The 25,918-nt window shown below is 38.7% G+C and carries 26 protein-coding genes and 1 riboswitch; of the genes, 18 read left to right on the plus strand and 8 right to left on the minus strand.

The features are described from left to right. Nucleotides 1-41: 41 nt before the first annotated feature. Nucleotides 42-605 carry a YdcF family protein gene (locus tag AC2YJL_RS09265; RefSeq protein ID WP_487374715.1) on the minus strand — a complete coding sequence of 188 codons (564 nt, stop codon included), beginning with the start codon at nt 603-605 and terminating at the stop codon, nt 42-44. A gap of 147 nt (nt 606-752) precedes the next feature. Next, a riboswitch (cobalamin riboswitch) is annotated at nt 753-932 on the plus strand. A 92-nt stretch (nt 933-1,024) separates the two neighbouring features. On the opposite strand from AC2YJL_RS09265, the gene AC2YJL_RS09270 reads away from it, so the two are divergent. From AC2YJL_RS09270 to AC2YJL_RS09280, 3 genes are all read left to right on the plus strand, one after another. Further along, nucleotides 1,025-2,551, plus strand: coding sequence for a cobyric acid synthase (locus AC2YJL_RS09270; protein WP_369361053.1), 1,527 nt, complete (start codon nt 1,025-1,027; stop codon nt 2,549-2,551). A 205-nt stretch (nt 2,552-2,756) separates the two neighbouring features. Further along, nucleotides 2,757-3,815, plus strand: coding sequence for a FecCD family ABC transporter permease (locus AC2YJL_RS09275; RefSeq protein ID WP_369361051.1), 1,059 nt, complete (start codon nt 2,757-2,759; stop codon nt 3,813-3,815). Continuing rightward, nucleotides 3,812-5,095: an ABC transporter ATP-binding protein gene (locus tag AC2YJL_RS09280; protein ID WP_369361049.1), complete on the plus strand. Its 1,284-nt coding sequence runs from the start codon at nt 3,812-3,814 to the stop codon at nt 5,093-5,095. The genes AC2YJL_RS09275 and AC2YJL_RS09280 overlap by 4 nt, the downstream gene beginning before the upstream one ends. 17 nt (nt 5,096-5,112) lie before the next feature. Here the strand turns inward: AC2YJL_RS09280 and AC2YJL_RS09285 are convergent, their stop codons facing one another. The 6 genes from AC2YJL_RS09285 to AC2YJL_RS09310 form a co-directional block, all read right to left on the minus strand. Continuing rightward, on the minus strand, nt 5,113-5,640 hold the full coding sequence (locus AC2YJL_RS09285) for a hypothetical protein (protein WP_369361047.1): 528 nt from the start codon (nt 5,638-5,640) through the stop codon (nt 5,113-5,115). Between the two features lie 112 nt (nt 5,641-5,752). After that, a complete protein-coding gene (locus AC2YJL_RS09290) occupies nt 5,753-6,256 on the minus strand; it encodes an Hsp20/alpha crystallin family protein (protein ID WP_195696644.1) in 504 nt (167 codons plus the stop codon). Nucleotides 6,257-6,307: 51 nt separating this feature from the next. Continuing rightward, nucleotides 6,308-6,550, minus strand: a complete 243-nt coding sequence (locus tag AC2YJL_RS09295; RefSeq protein WP_098599660.1) for a spore germination protein — start codon at nt 6,548-6,550, stop codon at nt 6,308-6,310. Between the two features lie 107 nt (nt 6,551-6,657). Then, on the minus strand, nt 6,658-6,900 hold the full coding sequence (locus AC2YJL_RS09300) for a spore germination protein (protein ID WP_369361045.1): 243 nt from the start codon (nt 6,898-6,900) through the stop codon (nt 6,658-6,660). A gap of 143 nt (nt 6,901-7,043) precedes the next feature. After that, nucleotides 7,044-7,823 (minus strand): STAS domain-containing protein, encoded by a 780-nt coding sequence (locus AC2YJL_RS09305; RefSeq protein ID WP_195696645.1) that lies wholly within the window; start codon nt 7,821-7,823, stop codon nt 7,044-7,046. A gap of 182 nt (nt 7,824-8,005) precedes the next feature. Next, nucleotides 8,006-9,211 (minus strand): TcaA 3rd/4th domain-containing protein, encoded by a 1,206-nt coding sequence (locus AC2YJL_RS09310; RefSeq protein WP_369361043.1) that lies wholly within the window; start codon nt 9,209-9,211, stop codon nt 8,006-8,008. 198 nt (nt 9,212-9,409) lie between these two features. Here AC2YJL_RS09310 and AC2YJL_RS09315 point away from each other — a divergent pair, with 198 nt between their 5' ends. From AC2YJL_RS09315 to AC2YJL_RS09330, 4 genes are all read left to right on the plus strand, one after another. Next, a complete protein-coding gene (locus AC2YJL_RS09315) occupies nt 9,410-10,555 on the plus strand; it encodes an acyl-CoA dehydrogenase family protein (protein ID WP_195696646.1) in 1,146 nt (381 codons plus the stop codon). Nucleotides 10,556-10,645: 90 nt separating this feature from the next. After that, nucleotides 10,646-11,185: a GrpB family protein gene (locus tag AC2YJL_RS09320; RefSeq protein WP_487374717.1), complete on the plus strand. Its 540-nt coding sequence runs from the start codon at nt 10,646-10,648 to the stop codon at nt 11,183-11,185. 34 nt (nt 11,186-11,219) lie between these two features. After that, the gene (locus AC2YJL_RS09325) at nt 11,220-12,152 is read left to right on the plus strand and encodes an alpha/beta hydrolase (RefSeq protein WP_230932959.1); all 933 of its coding nucleotides are present in this window, start codon (nt 11,220-11,222) and stop codon (nt 12,150-12,152) included. A 129-nt stretch (nt 12,153-12,281) separates the two neighbouring features. Beyond that, complete coding sequence (locus tag AC2YJL_RS09330; RefSeq protein WP_195696649.1) at nt 12,282-12,530, plus strand: hypothetical protein; 249 nt, start codon at nt 12,282-12,284, stop codon at nt 12,528-12,530. Here AC2YJL_RS09330 and AC2YJL_RS09335 read toward each other — a convergent pair. Continuing rightward, nucleotides 12,489-12,641, minus strand: coding sequence for a YflJ family protein (locus AC2YJL_RS09335; protein WP_097825168.1), 153 nt, complete (start codon nt 12,639-12,641; stop codon nt 12,489-12,491). The genes AC2YJL_RS09330 and AC2YJL_RS09335 overlap by 42 nt on opposite strands. A 150-nt stretch (nt 12,642-12,791) precedes the next feature. Here AC2YJL_RS09335 and AC2YJL_RS09340 point away from each other — a divergent pair, with 150 nt between their 5' ends. From AC2YJL_RS09340 to AC2YJL_RS09390, 11 genes are all read left to right on the plus strand, one after another. Further along, complete coding sequence (locus AC2YJL_RS09340; RefSeq protein ID WP_230932958.1) at nt 12,792-13,655, plus strand: alpha/beta fold hydrolase; 864 nt, start codon at nt 12,792-12,794, stop codon at nt 13,653-13,655. Between the two features lie 540 nt (nt 13,656-14,195). Then, entirely contained in the window at nt 14,196-15,539 is a 1,344-nt protein-coding gene (locus AC2YJL_RS09345) for a copper amine oxidase (RefSeq protein ID WP_369361039.1), read from the plus strand. A gap of 106 nt (nt 15,540-15,645) precedes the next feature. Continuing rightward, nucleotides 15,646-16,608, plus strand: coding sequence for a class F sortase (locus AC2YJL_RS09350; protein ID WP_115654236.1), 963 nt, complete (start codon nt 15,646-15,648; stop codon nt 16,606-16,608). Nucleotides 16,609-16,817: 209 nt separating this feature from the next. Beyond that, nucleotides 16,818-18,356 (plus strand): AbgT family transporter, encoded by a 1,539-nt coding sequence (locus tag AC2YJL_RS09355; protein ID WP_369361037.1) that lies wholly within the window; start codon nt 16,818-16,820, stop codon nt 18,354-18,356. 267 nt (nt 18,357-18,623) lie between these two features. Continuing rightward, nucleotides 18,624-19,850, plus strand: a complete 1,227-nt coding sequence (locus AC2YJL_RS09360; RefSeq protein ID WP_013057612.1) for an ammonium transporter — start codon at nt 18,624-18,626, stop codon at nt 19,848-19,850. Nucleotides 19,851-19,864: 14 nt separating this feature from the next. Beyond that, complete coding sequence (locus tag AC2YJL_RS09365; RefSeq protein WP_013057611.1) at nt 19,865-20,227, plus strand: P-II family nitrogen regulator; 363 nt, start codon at nt 19,865-19,867, stop codon at nt 20,225-20,227. 477 nt (nt 20,228-20,704) lie between these two features. Then, nucleotides 20,705-21,880, plus strand: a complete 1,176-nt coding sequence (locus AC2YJL_RS09370; RefSeq protein WP_230932955.1) for a branched-chain amino acid ABC transporter substrate-binding protein — start codon at nt 20,705-20,707, stop codon at nt 21,878-21,880. 81 nt (nt 21,881-21,961) lie between these two features. After that, on the plus strand, nt 21,962-22,948 hold the full coding sequence (locus AC2YJL_RS09375) for a branched-chain amino acid ABC transporter permease (protein ID WP_014459527.1): 987 nt from the start codon (nt 21,962-21,964) through the stop codon (nt 22,946-22,948). 9 nt (nt 22,949-22,957) lie between these two features. Continuing rightward, entirely contained in the window at nt 22,958-24,244 is a 1,287-nt protein-coding gene (locus tag AC2YJL_RS09380; RefSeq protein WP_115654234.1) for a branched-chain amino acid ABC transporter permease, read from the plus strand. Between the two features lie 12 nt (nt 24,245-24,256). Then, nucleotides 24,257-25,054, plus strand: a complete 798-nt coding sequence (locus AC2YJL_RS09385; protein WP_369361033.1) for an ABC transporter ATP-binding protein — start codon at nt 24,257-24,259, stop codon at nt 25,052-25,054. Next, on the plus strand, nt 25,051-25,758 hold the full coding sequence (locus AC2YJL_RS09390) for an ABC transporter ATP-binding protein (protein WP_042992066.1): 708 nt from the start codon (nt 25,051-25,053) through the stop codon (nt 25,756-25,758). Before AC2YJL_RS09385 ends, AC2YJL_RS09390 begins: the two co-directional genes overlap by 4 nt. The last annotated feature ends 160 nt before the right edge of the window (nt 25,759-25,918 follow it).

Below are 25,918 nucleotides of genomic sequence, written 5' to 3' on the forward strand. Positions count from 1 at the left end.
ATTCATGCCGTGTTTTTCGTTTGTATAGGCGTGTACTCTATTTATTTATCAAACAGCCATGTTTTTAATATAGCAGCATACTCACGAAAGTAGGCTTGAAGTTTAATTGAATTTGGTGTCTTTGCGCCTAAAGGATAAACATCAAAACCTTGGCGCTTTGCAATAATAGAAGCGCGAAACAGATGAAAATCACTGCTAACAAGCACGATTCGTTTATCTGGAATATCAACTTTCTTTTTGGTGAAAGTAAAATTCTCAAAAGTAGAGGTTGACTGACCCTCTTTTATAATTCGATTCTTTTTAATTCCTGCTTTTCGTAGAAAACGGTAGGCTGCCTCTGCTTCAGAAATTTCTTCATCGGATCCTTTTCCACCCGTTACGATAACTTTTGTTTGTTTATGAGTCTTTAAATAAGATAAAGCCGTTTTTGCTCGTTCTTTTAAACTAGGAGACATTTGATCTCCATCTACTTTCGAACCTAAAATAAGCACATAATCTGCTTTTTGCGGAACAGGCTGATGAGCGGTTTGATACATACAAAAAGACATGATTACAGCATAAAGAACAAGCAAACTAATAAAGATATAAATGATTTTTTTCTTCAACTACGAGCACCTTCCTAGCTATTTCATAAGATGTTTGGAAAATAATTGTTATTATAGCATAAGAGACCCAAATAAGTATAAACACAGTAATATATAATAATAGAAGAAAATCGTTATTGTGAATGGTTATAAAATTCGTTACAATAAAGAATAAATGATTTTAAAAGTGCCTCTAAGGAGGATAATAGGGAAATCGGTGAGAATCCGGTGCAGCCCCCGCTACTGTAAATGTGGATGAACCTGCAAAGACCCACTAGTCAAACTAGGAAGGATGCAGAAGTAAAATGAAGCATAAGCCAGGAGACCTGCTTTTAAAAACCCCTTATTTTTCGGTGGGAGAAATAAGTCAAGACAATGTGTTAATGAGCGCATGACCAAACCTTGACTTTTACAGTTAAGGTTTTTTTATGTGATAGGGAGTGGGAAAAGTGAAAAAAGGAAAACCTCTTATGATTCAAGGAACGCACTCAGACGCTGGAAAAAGCATGATTGCTACAGCGTTTTGCCGTATTTTTAAAGAAGACGGCTATCAAACTGCACCGTTTAAATCGCAAAATATGGCGCTTAATTCATACATTACAATGGATGGAAAAGAAATTGGAAGAGCGCAAGGAATTCAGGCAGAAGCGGCTGGAGTCGAAGCAACAACCAATATGAACCCTATTTTGATTAAACCAACTCGTGATCATGAATCTCAAATTGTCGTTCATGGAAAGCCGCTTCGTAATATGTTTGCTTTTCAGTATCGGCAAGAATTTTTTAATGAAGGTTTGAACGTTATCACGGAGTCTTATAAAGAGCTTGCCAATCATTATGATCGAATTGTGATTGAAGGTGCTGGAAGTCCTGCTGAAGTGAATTTGAACGATCGTGAACTGGTAAATATGCGCGTAGCAAAGATAGCCCAAGCCCCTGTTGTGTTAGTAGGAGACATTGATAAAGGAGGGGTTTTTGCGAGTTTAGTGGGTACTCTTCAATTGCTCCCAGATGAACATAAGCCTAGAGTGATTGGGGTGTTAATCAATAAATTCCGAGGAGACTTAGAGCTTTTAAAACCGGGGCTAAAGTGGTTTGAAGAATACACGGGAGTTCCGGTACTAGGAGTGATTCCTTATATGCATGACGTGGAAATTGACGCTGAAGATTCGTTATCACTCAGAAATTACTCAACGCTTGTGAACCCGTTAAAAGAAATCGATATTGCGGTTATCTCGTATCCTCGCATCTCAAATTTTACAGACATCGATCCTTTAAGCTTAGAAGAAGACTGTCACGTGAGGCTTGTAACCAAGCCATCACAACTAGGTACGCCTGATTTAATTGTTTTACCAGGAAGCAAAAATACGATTGAAGATGCGCAGTTTTTACAAGAAAGCGGCCTGGCTCTAGCCATTAATCAAGTCTTGAACGCAACGAACGCTCACGTTATTGGCATCTGCGGGGGATATCAAATGTTAGGCGAGACGATTACGGACCCCGATGCAGTAGAGTCCCGGATTGAATCTATTAAAGGGCTGGGTTTGCTTCCAGTGGAAACCGTTATGACAACCAGCAAAAAAACAGAAAGAGTTTCTGGATATGTTCAGTTAGAGAGTGAGAAGGTTTCGATTGAAGGCTATGAAATTCATATGGGAAAGACGGTTTCTCAAAGTTTGACGGAAGCCTTTGCGGTGGTAGATGATCAAAAAGAAGGAACGGTTAAAGAAAACATCATTGGCACGTATGTTCATGATGTGTTTCATAACGATGCTTTGCGCAGAGCTTTGCTTAATCAAATTCGTAAACATAAAAAATTGCCACCTATTACGGATACATTCAACAGCCGTCTGCAAAAAGAGGAGTCTTTTTCAAAAGCAGCAGCATATGTGAGAGAAGCTGTAGATATGGAAAAGCTGTATCATTTAATAGACAACTATAAAAGCCCGGAGCAAGCACAAAAAGTATAGCTTGTAGAGGCTTTCGCTTGTTTTTTTACCGAGAACTTTAGTACGCTGTGCTACGTTGCCTAGTTCAACAGTCTAGCACTCGCAACAAATAAAAGATGATTGTTTCCAACTTAATGCATGGTGGAAGCATCGTTTATGGACAGGAAAATGAATGGTTAATGTAATGTAAAACATCACGCCTCGTTTCCTAGAGGAGCTGAAAGTATTGATTTTTAAACGTATTTTTTTTAACAAAGCATCTATTTTATACATAGTCAGTTTATTTATTGTATGTACTTCGGTAATTATGGGCGTATTTATTGGTACAGTTTCGTTAACCGTAGGAGATACAATCAAAATTATTATTGGCCACCTTACCGGGCTATCCTTATATCACGGTCCGGAAAATATGGATTTAATCATTTGGCAAATTCGTTTTCCAAGAGTACTGGTGGCATTTTTAGTAGGAGCTTCGCTTTCAATAGCAGGGGCTGCCTTTCAAGGGCTATTAAGAAACTCTCTTGCCGATCCTTATACGATCGGGGTTTCCTCAGGTGCAACCCTTGGCTCTGTCATGGCAATTTATTTTCATTGGAGTATTTTTGGTTTGTCTATCTTCACGCTGCCGGTAGTCGGGATTGTATCTGGTTTTATTACCCTTCTTTTAGTTTTTGGTATTACGAAGCTCGCAAGCGGCAATTTGGCCAATGAAACCATCATCTTAGCAGGGATTATTTTATCATCCTTTATGAGCGCGCTTATTTCATTAATTGTGGCTCTTTCTCCTGAAGAAGATGTAAGGCAGGTTTTATATTGGCTAATGGGAAGCGTATCAATGAGAGGATGGGCTCATATTCAAATTTTAGGGCCGTTCTTTTTAGTCGGTACGATTATGCTGCTGTTACACGTAAAAGAGCTGAACGGCTTAGCATTTGGCGATCAATCCGCTCAGTTTATGGGAATAGACGTAAAGAAGAAAAAAAGAATGATTTTAATAGGTGCATCCGTATTAACAGGGGCTGCGGTATCAGTATCTGGGGCAATTGGATTTGTTGGCTTAGTTATCCCCCACGTAGTGCGTCTCGTAGCGGGAGCTAATCATAAGCATGTACTGCCGCTTTCTATTTTAATTGGAGGAAGTTATTTGGTTTTAGCAGATTTATTGGCACGAACGATATTAGAGCCTCGTGAACTGCCGATTGGAGTTGTAACCGCCTTAATTGGTTCGCCGATTTTCACCCTGCTCCTTGTAAAAGAACGTATGCGGAAGAGAGGAATATCATGATTGAACTATATAATGTGACAGGAGGATACGATAAGCAGCAGCCGACCGTTCGTGACATCACGTTCACCGTAGACAAAGGTTCTTTTGTTGCTTTACTAGGACCAAATGGAAGCGGGAAAACAACGCTTATTCGCTTAATTATGAATGTATTAACCATTCAATCAGGAGAAGTGAAGGTGGAAGGAAAGTCAGTAAAGGCTTATTCACCAAAACAACTGGCGCAAAAAGTTGCAGTCATGACGCAAGAAAATCAAATTGGATTAGAATTTACGGTTCAAGAAATTGTTTCACTTGGACGTTATCCTTATCAGGCAAAAGGATTGTTTAGCACCGTATCAGCACAGGATGAAGAAGTGGTGGAAAGCGTGATGAAATTAACAAACATCTGGCACTATAGAAACCATACTTTTCAATCGCTAAGCGGTGGAGAAAAACAGCGGGTTTTGCTGGCTAAAGCACTAGCGCAAGAACCTGACTACTTACTTCTTGATGAACCAACGAATCACTTAGATGTAAAACATACAATGGAACTACTTCAGCTGTTAAAAACTTTACAGCAGGAAATGAGCTTGACGGTCCTGGCCATTTTGCATGATCTCAACATTGCCTCGCTGTTTGCAGATAATGCCGTGTTACTGAAAGATGGAAGAGTAGAAGAAACGGGGATGGATGCCATTTTTCAGGATGCAGCTACGTTAAAAAGAGTATATGGCGTTGATTTGCATGTATTTCACCATCCTGCTGTGAATAAGCGACAAATTGCTTTTGTGCCGCCTTATCAATATCCAGAGACGGACTTCCATGAGTTGTATCAGTTGCAAAAGGAACCGGGCAAGCTATGTTTATCCTTTGTTCGTCCTTTGAGAACTCTTTCACTGAGTTCCAATGAAACAGGTCTAGACTGGTGTCAAGAAATTGTTCAACAGCAAAACAGTGCTAACGCGGTATGGAAATCTGAGTCTTTATCTAGTCATGAAGTTCGCTTAAAAGACGATAAAGGTTACTCGTGGCTGGCTGTGCTGACACATGGACAAAAAGAAAACGAAGTAAATATTGTGCTACTAACAAATGCGCCGCTTTCGGACGGGAACTTACTTCATGCTGCGATGAAGGTAATTGAGTACCGGGCTTTCTTAGGAAAAACAGGACGTATTGTTGTAGCATCATCTCATCATAAAGAAGAAAATCAAGAAGAAATTTCAGAGTTCTTGATGGGACGCCTTAAAAAAGAATTACAACTATTTATGGAAACAAAAATGACCGACAATTGCTTTAAATAAGCAGTAGCGGTCATTTTTTATTCATCGGAGTGATCATCAGACTTTTCTGTTTCACCTCCTGAACTCATCGTTGTCTCAGTTGTATGTTTATCAATCTTTTTTTCTTTTAGCTTAACAGAAAACAAGTCTTTGACTTCTTCATCTACTTGATCAGAGTCAGCGCTGTAAGTGGTGCCGATGTTTAAGTGACCGGTCAAATCTTTAATGCCTAGCTGGCCAAAATTATTAATAAGATCAATTTTGTCTAACAATACTTTTTCGACCATGATTTTTTCAACAACAATGGACTGCTTTGGCTGAGTTACTTCATCAATCTTTTTGTCAAGAGTTTTCACCATCTCATATAAGGCTGTATTGGACGATTCTTCCTTTAACGCAGAGAGCTGATTTTGAATAGCTTCGAAATTAGGAGCTGACTGCATAGCCGAGAGTAAATGAGCTGTTTGCTCGTGCAGTTGAGACAGTGATTGAATAAGAAGAACTGATTCATTTAATTGCTGATGAAGCTCTTCTATTTTAGGGATCGCGTCGGTTAAACGCGCCACTTTTTAAATTTTCCGTGATTCATATTTGTCACCTTCTTTAAAAAAATAAAACAAGGCCTTTTGCATCTTTCTATTTTATATGTATGCATGAAAATAGAAAAAAACGTCCACTTTAATCTAAATCGTGGACGTCTATTTGAGACATAGGAATATTAACATGTTTAGGCATCCGGATTTCCAACACTCCGGAACGATAGATGGCGCGTGTGCCTTTTTTACGAACCGAACAAGGAAGCTGAATTTCTTCTTTGAAGGATTCTTCTCCATCTATTCCTTCAATCGTACACATATATGGCGTATGATAGACTTTAATGCTTGATACAATATCGCGGTTAGGGATTTTTAGCTGTACAATGCATTCATCTAATGTATTGATGACGTTTGAATCAAATCTTCTTGGCTTTTGTCCATGACCTTCAGTTCCCATATCCTGCTGTTCTTTCATCATGTCTTGGGCTTGCTTAAAGAATTCATTTCCTTGCATGAAATCCGGAAAAGAATGGGACATGGTAGAAGAAATCATTTGCTGAATATACTTATTCATGTCTTTAGATGCCATTCCTTTTGGGATATTTTCCATCATTCCTTTAAAAGGAGACTTTCCAAATGGAAACATATTTACACACCTCCTTGTAATGTGCCAAGTAAAACGACAAAATTGTTAAAGCTAAATTTGATTTCCAATTGGAGCTGAAGGGTTTGCAATTTGATCTTGATCGCTTACATCAGGATCTAACACGCCTGTATTCATTTGAGAGCAAGTAGGAGAGAAGTTACCTAGAGAAAAATTCGTGCCGTTAAATTTTGAGTTCGCCGTGTGACTGTTTTGAATGGTGGAACCAAAATCAATATTTGCGTTTTGCGTGACACCGTTTGTTACGATATTAAAAACGTTAATTTGAAGAGGCATAAAGAGACTCCTTACTGTTTTTATTCATTCTACTCCAACGGCCTATTACGTTTAGAGAGAATGTATTCACCGTTTGTCGTCATGCTGTTGACAAGCATTGCCCTATATCACTGCTGATAACCATTGACATGATCAACGTTTGCAATATCTGTTTGGTCATTTGTATCAGGATCGATATAAATGTTTCGCATTTTCGAGGAAGCAGGTGAGACATCGCCATAAGAAGAGTTCGTACCAGTGGATTTTGAATGGGCCGTGTGACTGTTGTGGAGTGCTTCGCCAATGTTGACAGAATCGTTGCTTGAGATACTGTTGATCTTTAAATTATAAATGTTAATAACACTTGGCATATGCTCTCACCCTTTTCTATGGTTGATTAATGTATCCTATGATGATAAGTGCCTAAACGTTCACAATTCCTCATAACTAAAATCGCCTTTTCCGATTGAAGGAAAAAGCGATTGAGAGAGGATTACTTAATGATATGATGGGCTTATGAAATGGGTGCAATACGATAATTCTTTTTTTCTAAAATGTAAGAGATGCTTTGTTGGACAGTGGAAAATGTCCGCCAATTAAACTGAGAATCTACAAGCGAGAGAGCCATTTTTGAAGAAAGACCAACAATAAGGCAAGTGGTACCAATCAAACGCAAAGCATCGTGGAGCGTGTTAATATAATAACCGTGTTCTTCATCTAACGAATGAAGGGAAGATAAATCAATAAGCAAATAGCGCGCCTGTTCTTTTACAACTGCCTCCAATACCGTTTCAGTTAGCTTCTTTCCACGTTCTATATCCATCTTACCGGTAATGGGCACAGCTAACACCTCGTCCCATATCTTTAATAAAGGAGTGGACAAATCCTCAATTAACCGTTCTTTTTCAAGCTCTGCTTCGGCTTGATCTGTAAAGTCTAATAGCATAAGTAAGTAGCCATAACGCTCGCCGTCTTTTGTATCAATGGGGTGAATCACAGCTTCTGCTACATATTGAGTTCCAATTGTTATACGCGTTCTGTAAGTTGTATGAAGAGAGGTGAGTAATTTTTCCGCTTCTTCAGAATTGGAATGAAAGAAGTCCATATGCTTTCCAATTAACTCTTCGATATGAGATAACTGGTAGATTGGGAGTACTGGTTGGAGTGTTTCAATTGCTCTTGCATTCATCCACTGCACACGATAGTCTTTATCCGCAATGATCATGGTTTCTTGAATATTTTCTAAAATCAAATGTCCATTAAGCTTTTGTGGAAGTCGTCCAATTCCATTCATTCTCCATCTCTCCTTATGCGTGTAGTAAGTTTATGTACATCTACTTTATATTTTACAGTGAAAAGAATGAAGAAGGCTATAAGAAATTTAGTAACGTGTATAGGGATCATGGTATGTAAAAAGCGTAGGAGTAAGCACTCGCTTCAATCAAAAAACTCCCCTGTGCAAAAGGGGAGTCCACCTTACTCATATGATTTAATAAAATCAATGTTATATTTTTCAACGCTTGATAAGTAGGAGTCTCTGAATGATGAATCAGGGGTATACCATGACTTTTCATAAAAATAGGCTTGAAGATCTTTCGATTTAAATACATACCCATGCCGCGCATAGATTTCATTTCGAGCTAGCCTTAATTCACTCGAGCTCAAACTGCTAATATCACTATAGCTTAATTTGTAAGAATCCGAACCAGGAAGAATATAAGAGCTTGAAGTAGCATAAGAGCGCGGCCCAGGCACGATCACTTCTCGTTCTTTTATGACGGTTTTTTCCTTTTCGACGGGCGGAGTTTGTATATTTAACATAATACTTTCTTCACTTTGAATAGTGTAGGGACTGCTTTTGAACGTTGTGCCGTCTTTTTGCACTTCTGCATGAACAGTGACGCTTCCATCCGTGGCAACAGGGCCTATTTGTGATGAGCTATTCACCTGCAGTCCTGTGCTTTTTCCGTTTACGAATAAAATAGCGTCATCTCTATTCGATGAGATTGTGACGTAAGTCCCTTTAAATACAACAGATATATTTTCTTCTTTTTGCCGGTGGAAATTTACAGTCGTTTGGTCTGTAAGTTTTCCGTAAGAGCTATCGTAAGAAGCCGTAAGCGGGTAATTTCCAATCATAAAAGGCCCTATTTTTTGCGTTTGATTTTTGGATATCGATTGTTTTGTATCATTGACTGTAACCGTTGCATCCTCTGGCGTGGCGAGGGAGATATAATATGATGACGGCACAACCACGTACTGTTTTTTGAAGAGTAGTGAATGTTTCTGTTCTTTTATTGTAAAGTAGATACTTGATTTATTTTTCAAATCATTTTCAACGTCTCGTAAAATAGAACCATCGGAAGTTGCATCCAACAGAGCTTGAATAGATGTGTCATTAATAACTATAGTAGACTGCGAAGAGTCTAATAACTCTCTTAACACAGCTGTATCTTTCGATTCTAATGCCTCAATAAAGCGGTCAGCCGTCTTTTCTTCTGAGCTAGAGAACAAGAAATAAAATACAAAAGTTAAAAGAAGTATAAGCGCAATACCCCCGCCAATATACCAGCTCTTTTTATACTTAGCTGCAGCTGGAGACACGGTGAAAGAAAAGCCGCAGTTATTGCAAAATAATTGGTCTGTGCTTGCACTCGCACCGCATTTTGGACATTGATTCATTCACACCATTCCTTTCTTTTTATTCCATTAAATGTATGGAATACATAGGTAAAACAGACCATTAAATTGGAAAAAGAATAGATTCAACAAGAAAGATAAACACACCAAACATGCACAGAAAAGGTGAGGTATGCTATGATAAGAACTGTATATTAATCCGATAGGGACACTCTGTCATATAAAAAGGAGATGAAGCAAATGAGTGTTTCATTTGTAAATAAAAATCAAAAGTCTACGTATGAAAAATTGCTGCCTCTAGTCGAAAAATTTAAGAAACGAGCTTTTAAAATAGATGAAGAAGGTACGTTTCCGTTTGAAAATATTCAAGAGTTAAAAGAAACGGGCTATACACGTCTTTCTCTCGAAAGCAAATATGGTGGAGATGAATTGCGCCTTTATGATTTTTTATTATTTCAAGAATTAATTGCTCAAGGAGACGCTTCTACGGCTCTTAGTATTGGATGGCATATGGGGATTACAATGGACTTGCGTGAAAAACAGCCTTGGAATCAGCAAATGCTCGATTTTATTTTTAAAGAAATAGAAAAAGGCGCACTTATTAACACCGCTGCTACTGAACCGAAGACAGGAAGTCCTACTCGAGGAGGAAAACCGGAAACGACAGCCGTAAAAACAAAAGAAGGCTGGCGAATCAATGGCCGAAAAACATTCACCACGATGTCTCCAGTGTTAAATTACTTTTTGGTAAAAGCAAGCATTGAAGGTGAAGAAGAGATCGGCTTATTTTTAATTCCTCGTGAAACAAGCGGACTTTCAATAGAAGAAACATGGGATATGATTGCAATGCGCGGGACAGGAAGTCATGATCTTGTGCTAGAAAACGTTGAGATTAAACACGACTTTCTTGTTGAACGCCTCGGTGGTTTTAAAAAGAATGAGCCAAGCGGCTGGCTTCTTCATATACCAGCTTGCTACATGGGTACAGCCATCGCAGCAAGAGATTATGCTGTCGCATTTGCCACAGAATATTCGCCTAATAGTATTGAAGGGACGATTAGCGAGTTGCCAAATGTGCAGCGTTTAGTAGGAGAGATAGAACTTGAACTCATGCAGGCGCGTCATTTTATGTACAGCGTGGCAAATAAATGGGATGAAACAAGCGAACGAGCAGCATTAGCGGGAGAGTTAGCAGCTGTCAAACACGTGGTGACTAATAGTGCCTGTACGGTTGTTGACAAAGCCATGCGCATAGTAGGAGCGCGTAGCTTGCAGCGCAGTAATCCGCTGCAGCGCTATTATAGAGACGTGCGTGCTGGGCTCCACAACCCTCCAATGGATGATATGACGATTGTTAATTTAGCGAAGCAGGCGTTTACTAGATAAAACTTAATAACATGTTAAATGATGAAAAACTGCTTATTATAGGCTATTCTATAATAAGCAGTTTTTTCGTTGCAAAAGGAGGAATTGAAGATGAAGTCCGTAAGAGAAATTCAGCTGACACCTTATAATATCGCGTGGGAAAAGGAATTTTCAAAAGAAGCTGCCACCTTAACAACTACAATGTCAGCTCAAGTTTTAGAGATTCATCATATCGGAAGCACTGCTGTTCCCGGCTTAAGCGCAAAACCGATTATTGATTTACTTATTGAAGTGAAAGATATAAAAAACGTAGATACATATAATCAAAAGATGGAACAACTTGGTTACGAAGCAAAAGGTGAAAACGGCATAAAAGGAAGACGATACTTCCAAAAAGGTGGAAACGAAAGAACCCACCACGTTCATGTTTATGAAAAAGGCCACCCCGAAATTAATCGTCATCTATCGTTTCGGGATTATCTGCGAACTCACCCTGATGCAGCAAAAGAATACGAAACGTTGAAAATAGAGCTAGCGCATCGCTATCGCTTTGAACCGAAAAAATATGTGGAAAATAAAACGAATTTTATCCATAAAATAGATGGGCTAGCTTTAAAATGGAAAAAAGGGAGACAGCAAGAGTTAGAATGAGAAGAATGACCTTAGATAAAAAGGAGGGAAAAGCTTGACTCCAGTTCTAAATAGACAGACCCCTACAGGTAAAAAGAAAAAAACGATATGGATCAGTCTGATATCCTTTGTTGCTCTTTGTTTTGTACTTTGTACGGCCATTTCTCTTTATGTAGGCATAAGCCTGACAAAACTAGATAAAAATCCTGCTGTGAAAAATCCTGGTAATTACGGCATGTACTATAGCAATCAAGTATTTTTGAGCAAAGACGGAATAACCCATTTAAAAGGATGGATGATTAAACCAACGGAACAGCCAAAAGCGACCATTATTATGTCACATGGATACGGAAATAACCGTGAAGCACAAGGAGCTGGCTTTCTGCCGCTGAGTAAAGAGTTTGTAAAAGCGGGATATCGAGTAGTCATGTTTGACTTCAGAGATTCAGGAGACTCAGAAGGAAATCAAACGACGATTGGTGTAAAAGAACAGCTCGATTTATTAGGCGTTATTCAGAAGATGAAAGAAACAACAAAAGAGCCAATTGTGCTCTACGGCATTTCAATGGGAGCAGCCACTTCTTTATTAGCAGCTTCTCAAGATGACGACGTAAAAGCAGTGGTAGCCGATAGTCCTTTTAGTGATTTAACCTCTTATTTAAAAGAAAATCTATCTGTATGGTCTCATTTACCAAACTTTCCGTTTACGCCGCTAACCATTGCTATTCTTCCTGTTATTGCAGATGTAAATCCTGCTGAAGCTAGTCCTATTAAAGCAGTCGAGCATATTTACCCTCGACCAATTTTATTTATACACAGCACAGGAGATACAAAAATTCCTTACACCGAAAGTGAAAAAATGGCTAAAACGCATCCAGATGCTTTTCACTTCTGGAAAACTAAGAAAGCAGAACACGTTCAAAATTATCACGTATATAAAAAAGAATATGTAAAGCGCGTATTATCTTTTATTGAGCAATCACTGTAAAAAAAGAGGCTGGGACAAAAATATTTTAGACGAAATGTAAAACGAACCATTGATCAAGACTTTTGATTAGTGGTTCGTTTTTTTTGTTAGGACAAACGTAGATTTCATGTGTGTAAATCTTTCTAGCAGTTGATTGGAGGGCAAGACGAAGACTCCTGCGGGAAAAGCGGAACAGGTGAGACCCCGCAGGAGCGAAAGCGACGAGGAGGCTCAGCGGCCGCCCGCGGAAAGCGAAGCCTTGCACGGAAATCAACTGCGGTGTCTCAAGCAGTTCAGCTCATATATCCCATTTGTTCATCTTTAGATGGGATTCATTTCGTGATGTCTCAACCTCTTTTAGCCGTTGATTTTACCTTGTTCTATAAGCTCAGCATATAAATTACGAAGAATGTAGGTTTTATAACTTTCTAGCTTTCTTCCATCAATTTTAGAGATGTTGGCTGCTTTTAACTGCTGAACAAACCAGCCCTTTGAATACATATGAGCCATCGTTAACCACTCCTTTAAAAAAGGTGCACTCTAAATAATTAACTATATTCATAAAAGGAAATAAAAAGAAGTGAACGAAGCAAATGAATTGACGTTCATTTTTTACAGCGTTATACTGCTCTACAGCTACATAAAAGGAGGAAATGAACAATGAGTAAACAGTATATAAACGTAAATGGCGTTAAACTGCACTACATAAGCAAGGGACAAGGAGATCTTATGCTATTTCTTCATGGGTTTCCTGACTTTTCGCATATTTGGCGACACCAGATCGATGAATTTTCTAATGATTTCCACACAGTTGCTTTGGATTTAAGAGGATATAATCTATCTGAAAAGCCAAGCGGACTAGAATCATACGAAATTGATGTATTAGTAGAAGATATCCGCCAAGTGATTGAAGGTTTAGGATATAGCTCCTGCACGCTAGTTGTACACGACTGGGGAGCAGGAATCGGCTGGACATTTGCTTATCGCTACCCGGAATATGTACAAAAATTAATTGCTTTTAACGGTCCGCATCCTTATACATTTATGCGTGAGCTTAGAACAAATAAAAATCAGCAAAAAGCAAGTGAGTATATGAAATGGTTTCAAAAACAAGAAGCACAGGACTATATGGAACGAGACAACTTCTCCGGTTTGCGTAAGCTTGTGATCGACCCAGGTGTAAAAAAAGGATATCTAACAGCTGATGATGTTCAAGCATACATGAACTCTTGGGAAAATGGCTCTGTGCTGTCAATGCTAAGTTATTACCGCAATTTAAAAATCTTCACGGAAGAAGATCTTCAAAGAAAATCTTTGTTTCCGTTAGAAGAGGAAGTGTTAAACATCCCTGTACAGATTATTTGGGGAAATCAAGATCCTACTTTTATGCCTGAAAACTTAGATGGCATTGAAGAATATGTGCCAAACATATCTGTTCATCGATTAGCTGAAGCATCTCATGCCCCTCAGCATGAAAAGCCTCAAGAAGTAAACGACGTGATGTGGAATTTTTTAAATAAGTAAAGATAAAAAAAGCTCAGACAAAAGTAGTTTAGTTAAAAGAAGATCCGAACGATGAATTGAGATTCTTAATGGAGAATCCAACCCGTTCGGATTTTTTTATTAATACAGTAAACGTAGCTTTCATGTATATAGAGGCTTCCAGCTGTTAAAATTAAAATATTTTTTCAAAAAGTGATCCAACTGAATAAGGTGCTCGTTAGGTAAGTAGGAAAGGAAGGCATTCTTAAGAAAAGGCGCTTAAAAACTTTTTTTTAAAAAAAGTGATCTAGCTGAAGAAGGCGTTCGTTAGGTAAGTAGAAAGGGAAGGCATTCTTCACGAAAATGACATTTTAAAAAATTTTTTTAAAGAGTGATCCAACTTCACTCAGCAATCGTTTAGTAGATAGAAAGAGAATACTTCCTAAAAAGGATCATTAAATGTGAGGGAACATGAAGGTTAATTATACAGAATATTCAAAATGTTCTATTTATTTAATGGTTTAAGATGTAGTAAGAATGAAAAAAGTGGCGTATATCAACTAAAAATGAGGAGAGTGGAAAATGATGAAATTAAGTAAAAAATTAATGATCCCTGTACTAGGAGCTTCACTATTGATGCCGACTATTGCAAATGCAGAGGAAGCAAAACCAACGGCAGTAACAAAAGCTTCAGATCTACGAGCGAACTTAGACTACTTATTATCTGAACACTTTACGCTTGCCGTTGCCGCTATGACAACAGCCTATGACGGTTCTAAAGATGCTGACGCTGCGTTCAAAGCACTCGATCAAAATGCCGTCGACATGGAGCCAGCCATTGCTTCTATCTATGGTGATAAAGAAGCGGCTGAATTTGAACGGATTTTTAGAGAACACAACAATTACACAGATGATTTTGTAAAAGCAACAAAAGAAAACGACAAAGAAGCCATGGCGGAAGTAGATAAAGAAGTAGATCAATTCGTGAATGAATTTGCTAAGTTTCTAAGCACTGCTACGGAAGGTAAACTACCTGAAGATGCAGCAAAAGAAGCGCTTCGTGTGCACGAAGATCAAGTAAAAGAAACGTTTGAAGATTATGTAGAAGGTGACTATGAGGCAGCCGCGAAGACATACCGCGAAGGATATCAGCAAATGTTTGCCATTAGTAAAGCGTTATCAAATGTAATCGTAACGCAAATGCCCGATAAATTCGACAATACAAAAGTAGATATACCAGCAGCAGATTTACGTTCTTCATTAAACAGCTTAGCAGCAGAACATTTTGCTTTAGCAACAATGGGAATGGAAAAAGGGTTTAACGGTTCAAAAGATTACGACTATGTTAGCTGGTTAGAAAATGCCAACACAGCAGATTTTAAAGCTGCAATCGGCTCAGTATATGGCGATGAAGGAGCTGCACAATTCGAAAAAATTTGGCAAGGAGACCACATCAATGCCCAAGCTGAATTAGTAAGTGCACAAGTAAAAGGCGATGAAGCAGGAGAAAAAGCTGCAAAAGATAAGCTCCATAAATTCGCGCAAGAATTTGGTACATTCTTAGGCACAGCAACAGATGGAAACCTTCCAACTGCAGACGCACAGGCAGCTATAAAAGCACATGAAGATACGGTTATTAAAACATTTGAGCAATATGCATCCGGTGACTACGCTGGAAGTTATGATACGTATCGTGAAGGGTATAAATTAATGTTTGGTGTCGGCCAAGCTTTAGGTGAAGCGATTGTAAAACAAAACCCCGATAAGTTTGCTGAAACAACTATGCCAACAGATATGCCGAAAACAGGTATGGGCGGGGCATCTGAATCAACGATGAACCCACTAACAGCGATCTATATTGCACTAGGTTCATTAGCCGTATTAACAGCTGGAGTTATTTTACGCAAGAAACCAGTAAGCAAATAATATTTTTTCTCCTTTTCCCTATCGATTACAAGTCAAGAGTCCTGAAAAAAGAAGAGAGGTTGTTCTCTCTTCTTTTTTATAAACAGCTGTGAAATGAGGTGACGATGTGAAAAAAGCGATTGTTTTTGCCTATTGTATATTAAGTTTAGTCCTGCTTGTTAGCGGCGGACTATATTTTAAAGAACAAATGGTAGAAGCAAAAGAAACAAAGCAACAGGCTGCAGCTAAGCAACAAGAGAAAGAAGCACAATCAAAGGATCTAAAAAGCCGGGTAACGCTTGAAGAAGAATTTGCTGTATTAAAAAAACATAAAACAGAAGCTAAACAGTTAAACAAAGAATTCAAAGGAATCATCCCTGAAAAAGTGTCCATTCCTGCTATTGGTGTGGAGGCTTCAATTGAAGAAGTAGGATTGTTAGATAACGGTGAAATGGCAGCACCCTCTACAGAAAATGGAGTTGCTTGGTTTGAACCAGGAGCTAAACCTGGCGTAAAAGGAAATGCTGTATTAGCAGGACACGTAGACAGTAAAACCGGCCCTGCCGTCTTTTACAATCTAAAAAACTTAAAAAAAGACGATGAAATTACCGTAAGAGATGCACAGGGGACCACGCTTACTTTTGTTGTTAAACGTATAAAAAGCTATCCGCGAGATAAGGCACCTCTAAACGAAATTTTTGGGTACAGCAACAAACGTAATTTAAATCTGATTACGTGCACAGGCACGTTTGACCGTGCGGAAGGAACCCATCAAGAGAGGTTAGTTGTCTATACAGAACTAAAAGCTGACCAAGCAAAAGAATTGGAGCGTGAAGCAACTGCCCCGCAACCTCCTACACATGTAAAGATGAGCGGTAATTTGCTTACGTGGTACGCGGTACGAGAAGGCAATATTATCGGTTATCGAATTTATAAAAAGAAACCAGGCGGAACATTTGTCCATATTGGCAGCGTTTCGGAATTTGAGCGAAAAAGCTTTGCTGATTCCGACGCATCTCAGTCTCGTTACTATGTAACAGCTGTTAATGAGTCAGGAAAAGAGTCTGCTCCGTCTAGTATAGCGAAATAACAAAAAGCTCTCTTCAAACGGAGAGCTTTTTGTTGTCGATTAAAAAGATATCTTCTGCCTTTCTATTTATCTAAATGCTATTAGTTTTAATAGATAAATAAAAAGCCCTTAAAAATAATACTTGAATAATATAAATATTCAGATTATTATGTACTAATAGTGTTTTGGTAATTAAAAGGAAAGAATCCAAAAGAAAAAGGAGAGAAAGCATGGCACAACCTAATTTGCAAACAGAGCAAAAATCACACCCAACAACCTTTCTAGACAAACTATTAGGAAGAGTAGAAGTGTTCGGAAACAAACTACCTGATCCTTTTATTTTGTTTGTATGCCTAGCGCTTATTATCGTAGTAGCATCTGTTGCTATTAATAGTATGGGAGTAACGGTGGTCCATCCTGGTACTAATAAAACTCTTCCAATTAAAAGTTTGTTGTCGCATGAAGGCATTCAGTATATCTTAACATCGATGCTGACCAATTTCACTGAATTTAAGCCCCTAGGACTTGTACTTGCTATGATGCTTGGAGTGGGACTTGCAGAAAAAGTAGGTCTGCTTGAAGTGGCCATAAAAAAAACGATTTTAAATGCTCCAAAAGCTCTTATTACATACGCCATCATATTTACAGGGATTATGGCCAACTTAGCGGCAGATGCTGCTTTTGTCATCGTGCCTCCGCTTGCCGCAATGATTTTTTATACAGTAGGAAGGCACCCGCTTGCTGGATTAGCAGCAGGATTTGCTGGGGTGGGATCAGGCTTTACAGCGAATCTTATTATATCTGGAACCGACGGATTGTTATCAGGCATTTCGACTGAAGCTGCCAAAACAATTGACCCAAGCACTGCTGTAAGTCCTGCAGCAAACTGGTACTTCATGGCGGCTTCTGTATTTGTTTTGACCGTTATAGGGGCGGTCGTCACCGAAAAGATTGTAGAACCTAGGCTGGGCAATTATAAAGGAAAAAAACGCAATGATTTTGGTGAAATTAGTGAGGCAGAAGCAAAAGGATTAAAAAACAGTATCGTTGCTACATGTATTTATGTCGCTGTACTAGCTGTTTTCTTATTTTGGCCCAACTCTCCTCTACGAAATGAAGACGGTGGAATTGTTCCATCTCCTTTTTTAGATGGTATCATCCCGATTACGCTGCTGTTTTTTGTGGTAGTTGGCTCTGTTTACGGAATAACAGTAGGGAAAATCAAAAGTTCTAGAGATGTACCTGCTTATATGACTGATTCGATGAAAGATATGGCTAGCTATATTGTCCTTATTTTTGCGGCTGCTCAATTTATCGCTTACTTTAATTGGACTAATATTGGAACGTGGATTGCAGTAGAAGGAGCGGATGCATTAAAAGCACTAAATCTAACTGGACTTCCAGTTGTGGTTGGTTTTGTATTTTTAACTGTTGTTCTAAGCCTTCTTATTTTTAGCGGCTCCGCTCAATGGGCACTAGAAGCACCTATTTTTATTCCATTGTTCATGCTGTTAGGCTACAACCCTGGATTTATTCAAGCAGCTTACCGAATAGCGGATTCGTCTACGAATGTAATCACTCCTTTAAATCCATACATGATTGTCATTTTAGCCTTTATGAAAGAATACGAGCCGAAAGCGGGGCTTGGAACCATCATTTCACTTATGCTTCCTTATACTTTAGCCTTTTTAGGAATTTGGATTATAATGTTGATTGTTTTTGCTGTATTCGGTATTCCTCTAGGACCAGGCGTATATATGTATTTGTAAAGAAAAATCCTCTTCTACTCCAAGAAGAGGATTTTTTTGTGTTAGAAATTCTAACACACACAAATAATATTTCAGTTTATGTGTACATAGGAGAATAAATAACAAAAAGAAAAGTGTATAAAAAAACAAAAGTTTTCTGAAAAAATTTGCAAAAAGTAGTTGCTAAATACATACAAATCAAATATGATAGTAAACATAACAAAAGATGTTATATAATCTAACATTTAATTTAGGGGTTATTTATTCGTACTTAAGGGGGAAATCATCATGCAAATGGGCGATTCAGTATTTATGTTTTTTTCAGCATTATTGGTTTGGATTATGACACCAGCTATTGCATTGTTTTACGGAGGCATGGTTCGAAGTAAAAACATGTTAAGTACCGCGATGTATAGCGTAGGTTCATTAGCAGTCATATCTGTTCTTTGGATAGTAGCTGGCTATTCTCTAGCATTTTCGACCGGTGGCAATGCTTTTATTGGTAACTTGGATTGGGTAGGATTAAAAGGAGTCGGGTTTACTCCAAACGGGGACTACAGTGCTACGATCCCGCATAACATGTTTATGATGTTTCAGCTAACATTTGCTGTGTTAACAGTAGCTATTATCTCCGGTGCTTTTGCAGAGCGCATGAAGTTTTCAGCATTTATCTTATTTGCTATCCTATGGTCATTATTTGTATATGCACCCGTTGCACACTGGGTTTGGGGAGTTGGCGGATGGCTTCGTGAACTAGGAGCGATCGACTTTGCCGGAGGAAACGTCGTTCACATTTCGTCAGGTGTAGCAGGATTAATTCTAGCTCTTGTTGTTGGAAAACGAAAAAATGCCGATGCCGCAGCACCTCACAATTTACCGCTAACTCTTTTAGGCGGAATGCTGATTTGGTTCGGGTGGTTTGGTTTTAACGTTGGAAGTTCTTTAACAATTAACAGCGTCGCAATGACGGCTTTCATTAACACGAATACAGCGGCAGCAACAGGAATTATCGGCTGGCTTGTAGTAGAGTGGATTATTAATAAAAAACCTACGCTGCTTGGAGCCGTTTCGGGAGCAATTGCTGGACTTGTAGCTATAACACCAGCTTGTGGATTCGTTACACCGTTTGCTTCTATTGTAATTGGTTTTATCGGCGGAGCGGTTTGTTTCTGGGGTATCTTCTCACTTAAAAAGAAAATCGGTTACGATGATGCGTTAGATGCATTTGGTCTTCACGGTATTGGGGGAACGTGGGGAGGTATCGCAACAGGTTTATTTGCCACAACTTCTGTAAATGACGCCGGTGCGAATGGTTTATTCTACGGAGATCCAAGTCTGCTTTGGAAACAGCTGGTGGCTATCGTAGCAACGTATCTATTTGTCGGCATTGCTACCTTCATTATTGTTAAAGTGGTTGGATTAATTGTATCTCTGCGTGCGACACAAGAAGAAGAAACGCTTGGGCTTGATATTACGCTGCACGGTGAAAGAGCGTATCACGAATCGAATATGTAAAAGGGGTGGGCACAGTGAGTGATGTTTTAACAAAAATTGAAATTATTACACGCCCTTCAAAGTTTGAAGAGCTTAAGCAAGAACTGGCGAAAATCGGCGTTAGCGGTATTACAGTTACAGATGCGCTGGGGTGCGGGTTGCAAAAAGGCATTACGGAACTTTATAGAGGCGTTAAAAAACAAGACAATATGCACGCACGAATTAAAGTAGAAATTGTGGTATGCGAAGTTCCAGTATCTGACGTTGTTGATAAAGCAAGAAAAGTACTAAATACAGGTCAGCCTGGAGATGGGAAAATATTCATCTATGAATTAAAAAATGCGATTAAGATCCGAACAGGGGAAGAGGGATCACAGGCATTACGAAATAATAGTTAAACTTAGGGAGAAAGAGAAAACAAAGGGTCATATAAAAGGTGCATACTATGCACCTTTTTTTAGGTTGAATAGTTACACGGCATGTTTCCTTACGGTGACATGCTTTTTTGTTATATATATAGCCAAAAAGTATATCACAAAAAATAAGTGAATATAATTAAAATTATTTTTATAAAATTTAGAAAATTATAAAAATATGTGTCATTATTACTGACAAGTTTGGTGAAATACTGCTGTTTATCCTTTTATAATAGTAAAAAATAACTATATTTTTACTTTTATTAGTGTCTCTTTATATATGAAAGTGAATCTATTATGAAAGGATGTGAAAAAAGATGTACATAAACAGCAAGCTGTTTCACCGTTTTCAGAGATGACATTTGTTGCAAAGATAAAAAGCGTTCTAGACGCGAGCAAAGGGAGGGAAAATCGTTATAAAAGACTAGCCGCTATTAAGCGCTTTATAACGATTACTACATGCTAAGTAAAAAAATGTTATCTATTTTAGCAACAACGGTCTTATCGGTAGGATTTGTAGCTGGCTGTGGGAGCAACAGTACATCAGGAGAAGATAAAGGTAGCAATGTTATTAAAATTGCTACGCAAAGCCCTTTGTCAGGAGGTAGTGCGACGTTGGGTGAAGCGATCAAACTGGGAGCTCAGCTAGCTCTTGATGAAGAAAAAGACACGTTTAAAAAATTAGGATATAAACTTCAGCTTGTACCGTATGACGATCAGGGCGATCCTAAAAAAGGCGTAGCGAACGCTCAGTTAATTGGATCAGATAAAGCCGTCTATGGAGTGATAGGACATTTAAATTCAGGGGTTACCATTCCTTCATCTGAAACGTATGAGAAATATTCAATTCCAATGATTTCTCCTGCAAGTACAGCAACGGACGTAACAGACCGAAAATTAAAAACGGTTAACCGCATTGTAGCGCGCGATGACTTCCAAGGGCCTGCAGGAGCTGAATATGCTGTTAAAGAGTTGAAAGCAAAAAATATTTTTGTCATTCAAGATAAAACAGCTTACGGACAAGGGCTTGCAGATGCTTTTAAAACAGCAGCTGAAAAAGAAGGAGCAAAAATTGTTGGATTTGAAGGAATTACGGTTGGAGAAAAAGATTTTAACGGCGTGTTAAATCAAGTCTCTAAAGAAAAGCCGGATCTCGTTTATTTTGGTGGTCTTTATGCAGAAGGCGGACTTTTAATTAAACAAGCTCGTGATAAAGGAATTACCGCTAAGTTTATGGGAGGGGATGGCTTAGACTCATCAACTTTAGTTGATATTGCCGGAGATGCTGTAAAAGATACGTATCTTACGTCAGTAGCAGGCGATGCTTCCAAGACGCAATTTGCTAAAGATTATGAGAAGAAATTCAATAAAAAAGTAGAGTCATATTCTGTATACGGGTATGATTCCATGAAAGTTATGCTTCAAGGTATTCAAAAAGCAATTGAAGACAATGATAAAAAGCTTCCTTCTCATGAAGCAGTACGTGACGCCGTACGCGGTATTAAAGAATACAAAGGAGAACTTACACAGGTAGGATTTGATGAGAAAGGAGACAATAAATACGCTAAAATCTTTATCTATAAGTTTGACGCTCCTTCGTACCCAGCTAAATTAGAAGGAGAAATCTCACAGTAAACCTTAGAAAAGAAAGGTATGGATGTTCCGTACCTTTCTTTTCTTAAAATCGATTTTATAGGACGAAAGGGACGAGGTTATATGTTTGCTCATATTATACAAACGCTGCCGCAAGTGTTAATTGACGGACTAACATTAGGAGCTGTATATGCAATTATTGCCCTAGGTTATACGATGGTATATGGCATTTTAGAACTCATCAATTTTGCACACGGCGAAATCTTTATGTCAGGCGCCTTTATCGGAACCGCTATTTTAATAGGGTTAACAGGCGTAGGCTGGATTGCAGCTTTTCCAGCTGTTGTGACGTTAATTTTAGTTCTTCTTATTACGAGCGTTGCGACTGGGTTTCTTGGTATGGGAATTGAAAGAGTAGCTTACCGCCCCCTGCGCAAGTCTTCTAAACTAATTACACTTATTACAGCTATCGGAATGTCGTTTCTATTACAGGATTTTGTGCGCTTCATTACGGAACTTAAGAATGGTAACTATATTGTTAATACCCCTGCTTTATTTTCAGGAAAAGTATCGGTTAGTGCTTCTTCTCTTTCATCATCATTTGATGATGCTACATTTAAAGTAACGTTTATCGTAGTGTTACTTGTTGCTTTTTGCTTAATGATCGGACTTGAAATTTTCGTCAATCGGACCAAATGGGGAATGGCAATGAGAGCTGTAGCTCAAGATCCTGATACAGCTTCATTAATGTCCATTAATGTAAACAAAGTTATTTCTCTTACTTTCTTTATTGGTTCGGCTCTAGGAGGCGCGACCGGTGTGTTATTTGCGCTTCATTACGGAACAATTGATCCTTACATTGGGTTCATATTGGGATTAAAGGCTTTTACAGCAGCTGTTTTAGGAGGTATAGGCAATATACGAGGCGCAATGTTTGGAGGCCTAATGCTCGGCATTCTTGAAATGTTTGCAGCTGCGAATTTATCAACAATTACCGGCAATGTTTTAGGAGCAGAGTATAAAGATGTATTTGCATTTGCCATTTTGATTTTGGTGTTAATTTTTAAACCAGAAGGCTTATTTGGAAAAGCCGTTACAGAAAAAGTGTAGGTGATGAAGATGAAAAAAATAATGAGTAGGCTTGAAGGAAACAAAAAGGCGCAAATCATTCTATTTTTTATATATGTAATTGCAACAAGCGGTAGTTTAATGCTTGCCCAAAAGTCCGTTGTCGCATTTTTACTTCTTTTATTTTCATTATTACTTCTGTATTTTATGTCTCTTTCTATTAAATTAAAATGGCTAATAGCAGGGGTCATTTTAATTGTGCTGCTTCCTTTTTCAGCTAGCCAAGGCCCTGCTTATGAATCATATATGGAAGTATCTACACTAGTAGGCATCTATATTGCTATGGCACTTGGGTTGAACATTGTAGTGGGGTTAGCCGGATTATTGGATTTGGGATTTGTTGCTTTCTTTGCAGTTGGGGCTTACACGTATGGAATTTTTGCGACCAATCAAGCTGCTAATTTTATGCCTTTTGGTACGTACCCATTATCAGGAGAAAGCTTTTGGTTTTTTATTATTGCAGGGTGCCTAATAGCCGCTTTATTTGGAGTTTTGCTTGGTATACCTGTGCTGCGCGTAAAAGGAGACTATCTAGCTATCGTTACGCTTGGATTCGGGGAAATTATTCGAATTGTGTTTAACAATTTGGATAAACCAATCAATATTACAAACGGGGCAATGGGGCTGTCCTCCGTGACGCCGCCTTCTATTTTTGGGATTAACTTAGTATATCCAAGTCAGTTTTATTATGTAGTATTAGTCATCTTAGCTGCGGTTATTTTTATTGTACGGCGATTTGAATATTCTAAAGTAGGACGATCGTGGAAAGCGGTTCGTGAAAATGAAATTGCAGCTCAAGCGATGGGAATTCACCTTGTCAGAACAAAGCTGCTTGCGTTTGCTATTGGTGCCTCTTTTTCAGGGATGATGGGAGTTGTTTTTGCCGCTAAGCAAACGTTTGTCGATCCAACCAGCTTTACCCTGTTAGAATCAATTACGATTTTAGTGATGGTTATTTTAGGAGGGATGGGGAGCGTTCCAGGCGTCATACTTGGAGCGGCGGTTGTAACCATTCTTAATCTTCAAGTATTGACGGAGCTCACTGATTGGTTTAATCAACTGAGTTTAAACGGGGTTATCTCTATACCAGATGCACTTTCGCCAGCTAAAATGCAGCGATTTATTTTTGGCGGACTTCTTATTCTATTTGCTCTATACAGGTCTCAGGGGTTGCTTCCTGCTAAACAGCCTACGTTCGATTTGAAAGAGCTGAAAGAAGAAGCTGAAGAAGAAATACAGCCTGTGATTTCAGCGGCTAAGAAAAACGTCAATCTATAGAGGTGAAAGAAATTGTCTATTTTAGAAGTGAAAAATGTAACCAAGACCTTTGGCGGTTTAGTTGCCAATCAAGACGTAACAATGGATATTCAAAAAAATTCAATAACAGCTGTAATAGGACCAAACGGCGCTGGAAAGACCACGTTTTTTAATATGGTGACAGGTGTTTATCAGCCAACCTCAGGTGATATTATGTTAAATGGTCAATCCATAACAGGGCTAAAGCCTCACAGCGTATCAAAACAAGGGATTTCTCGGACATTTCAAAACATCAGGTTGTTTAGTAATATAACGGTTTTAGAAAATGTGTTAGTTGGGATGCACAATCATTTGAAAGCAACCACTTTTGAAACGCTGTTGAATTTACCTCGAGCAAGAAGAGCGGAAAAAGCAGCTAAAAAAGAAGCGTATAAGCTGTTAGAATACGTTGGGCTAGAAGCTTTATATAACGAAGTAGCCAATAACTTATCATATGGAGCGCAGCGCCGACTCGAAATTGCCAGAGCGTTAGCTACTAGACCCTCACTGTTATTATTAGACGAACCGGCTGCTGGTATGAATCCGCGTGAAACAAAAGAGCTGACGGATCTTATTCACACGATACGAAAAGACCGGGAAATAACTATTTTATTAATTGAGCATGACATGAAGCTCGTCATGGAAATTTCTGATCATATTATTGTATTAGATCATGGAATAAAAATTGCAGAAGGAAACGCTGAACATATCCGTACGTACCCGAAAGTGATCGAAGCCTATTTAGGAAAAGGAGCGGCAGAGGAGATAGAGAGAAAGGAGAAAAGCACATGACTCTACTAAAGTTAACTGAAGTTGACACCTTTTACGGAGGAATCCAAGCGCTTAAAGGAATAACGATTGATGTAGAAGAAGGAGAAATTGTGACTCTTATCGGAAGCAATGGAGCCGGTAAATCTACCACACTAAAGTCCATTAGCGGTCAAGCTCCTGTCAATGCAGGTAGTATCGTGTATAAAGGCACCCACATCACGAAATTCCCTCCTCACCAAACGGCCCGGCTAGGAATAGCTCACGTACCAGAAGGAAGAAAGATTTTTCCTAAGATGACGGTAAAAGAAAATTTAACGATCGGAGCATTCTCACTTTCTAATAAAAAAGTAATAGAAGAAAATATGGCTAGAGTATTCACGTATTTTCCAAGGTTAAAAGAAAGGTTGACTCAAAAAGGAGGAACGATGAGCGGCGGTGAACAGCAAATGCTAGCTATCGGGCGAGCGCTTATGATGAACCCTTCCATGCTTATGCTAGATGAACCTTCTATGGGGCTTGCTCCTATCATTGTAGAACAGATATTTGAAATCATTATGGAATTAAATAAAAGCGGAATGACCATTTTACTCGTTGAACAAAACGCTTATCAAGCGCTGCAAATCGCGCACCGAGGCTATGTGATTCAAACGGGCGAAATTATTCTGCAAGGGAAAGGACCGGAATTAATTCATAATGAAAAAATAAAAGAAGCTTATTTAGCTTAAAAAAACAAACCGCATCGCGTTTTAACGCTGCGGTTTGTTTTTGTTCACAATGGATGATTTGGATAAAGCAGGTAAGCATTACTATTATCTGGTTTAGTTCCTTAATTAAGTAGGGAACGTTTAAAATAAGATTATTGAATAAGTGAGTAATTAGATAACC

The sequence above is a fragment of the Priestia sp. SRI_019 genome (assembly GCF_057586255.1).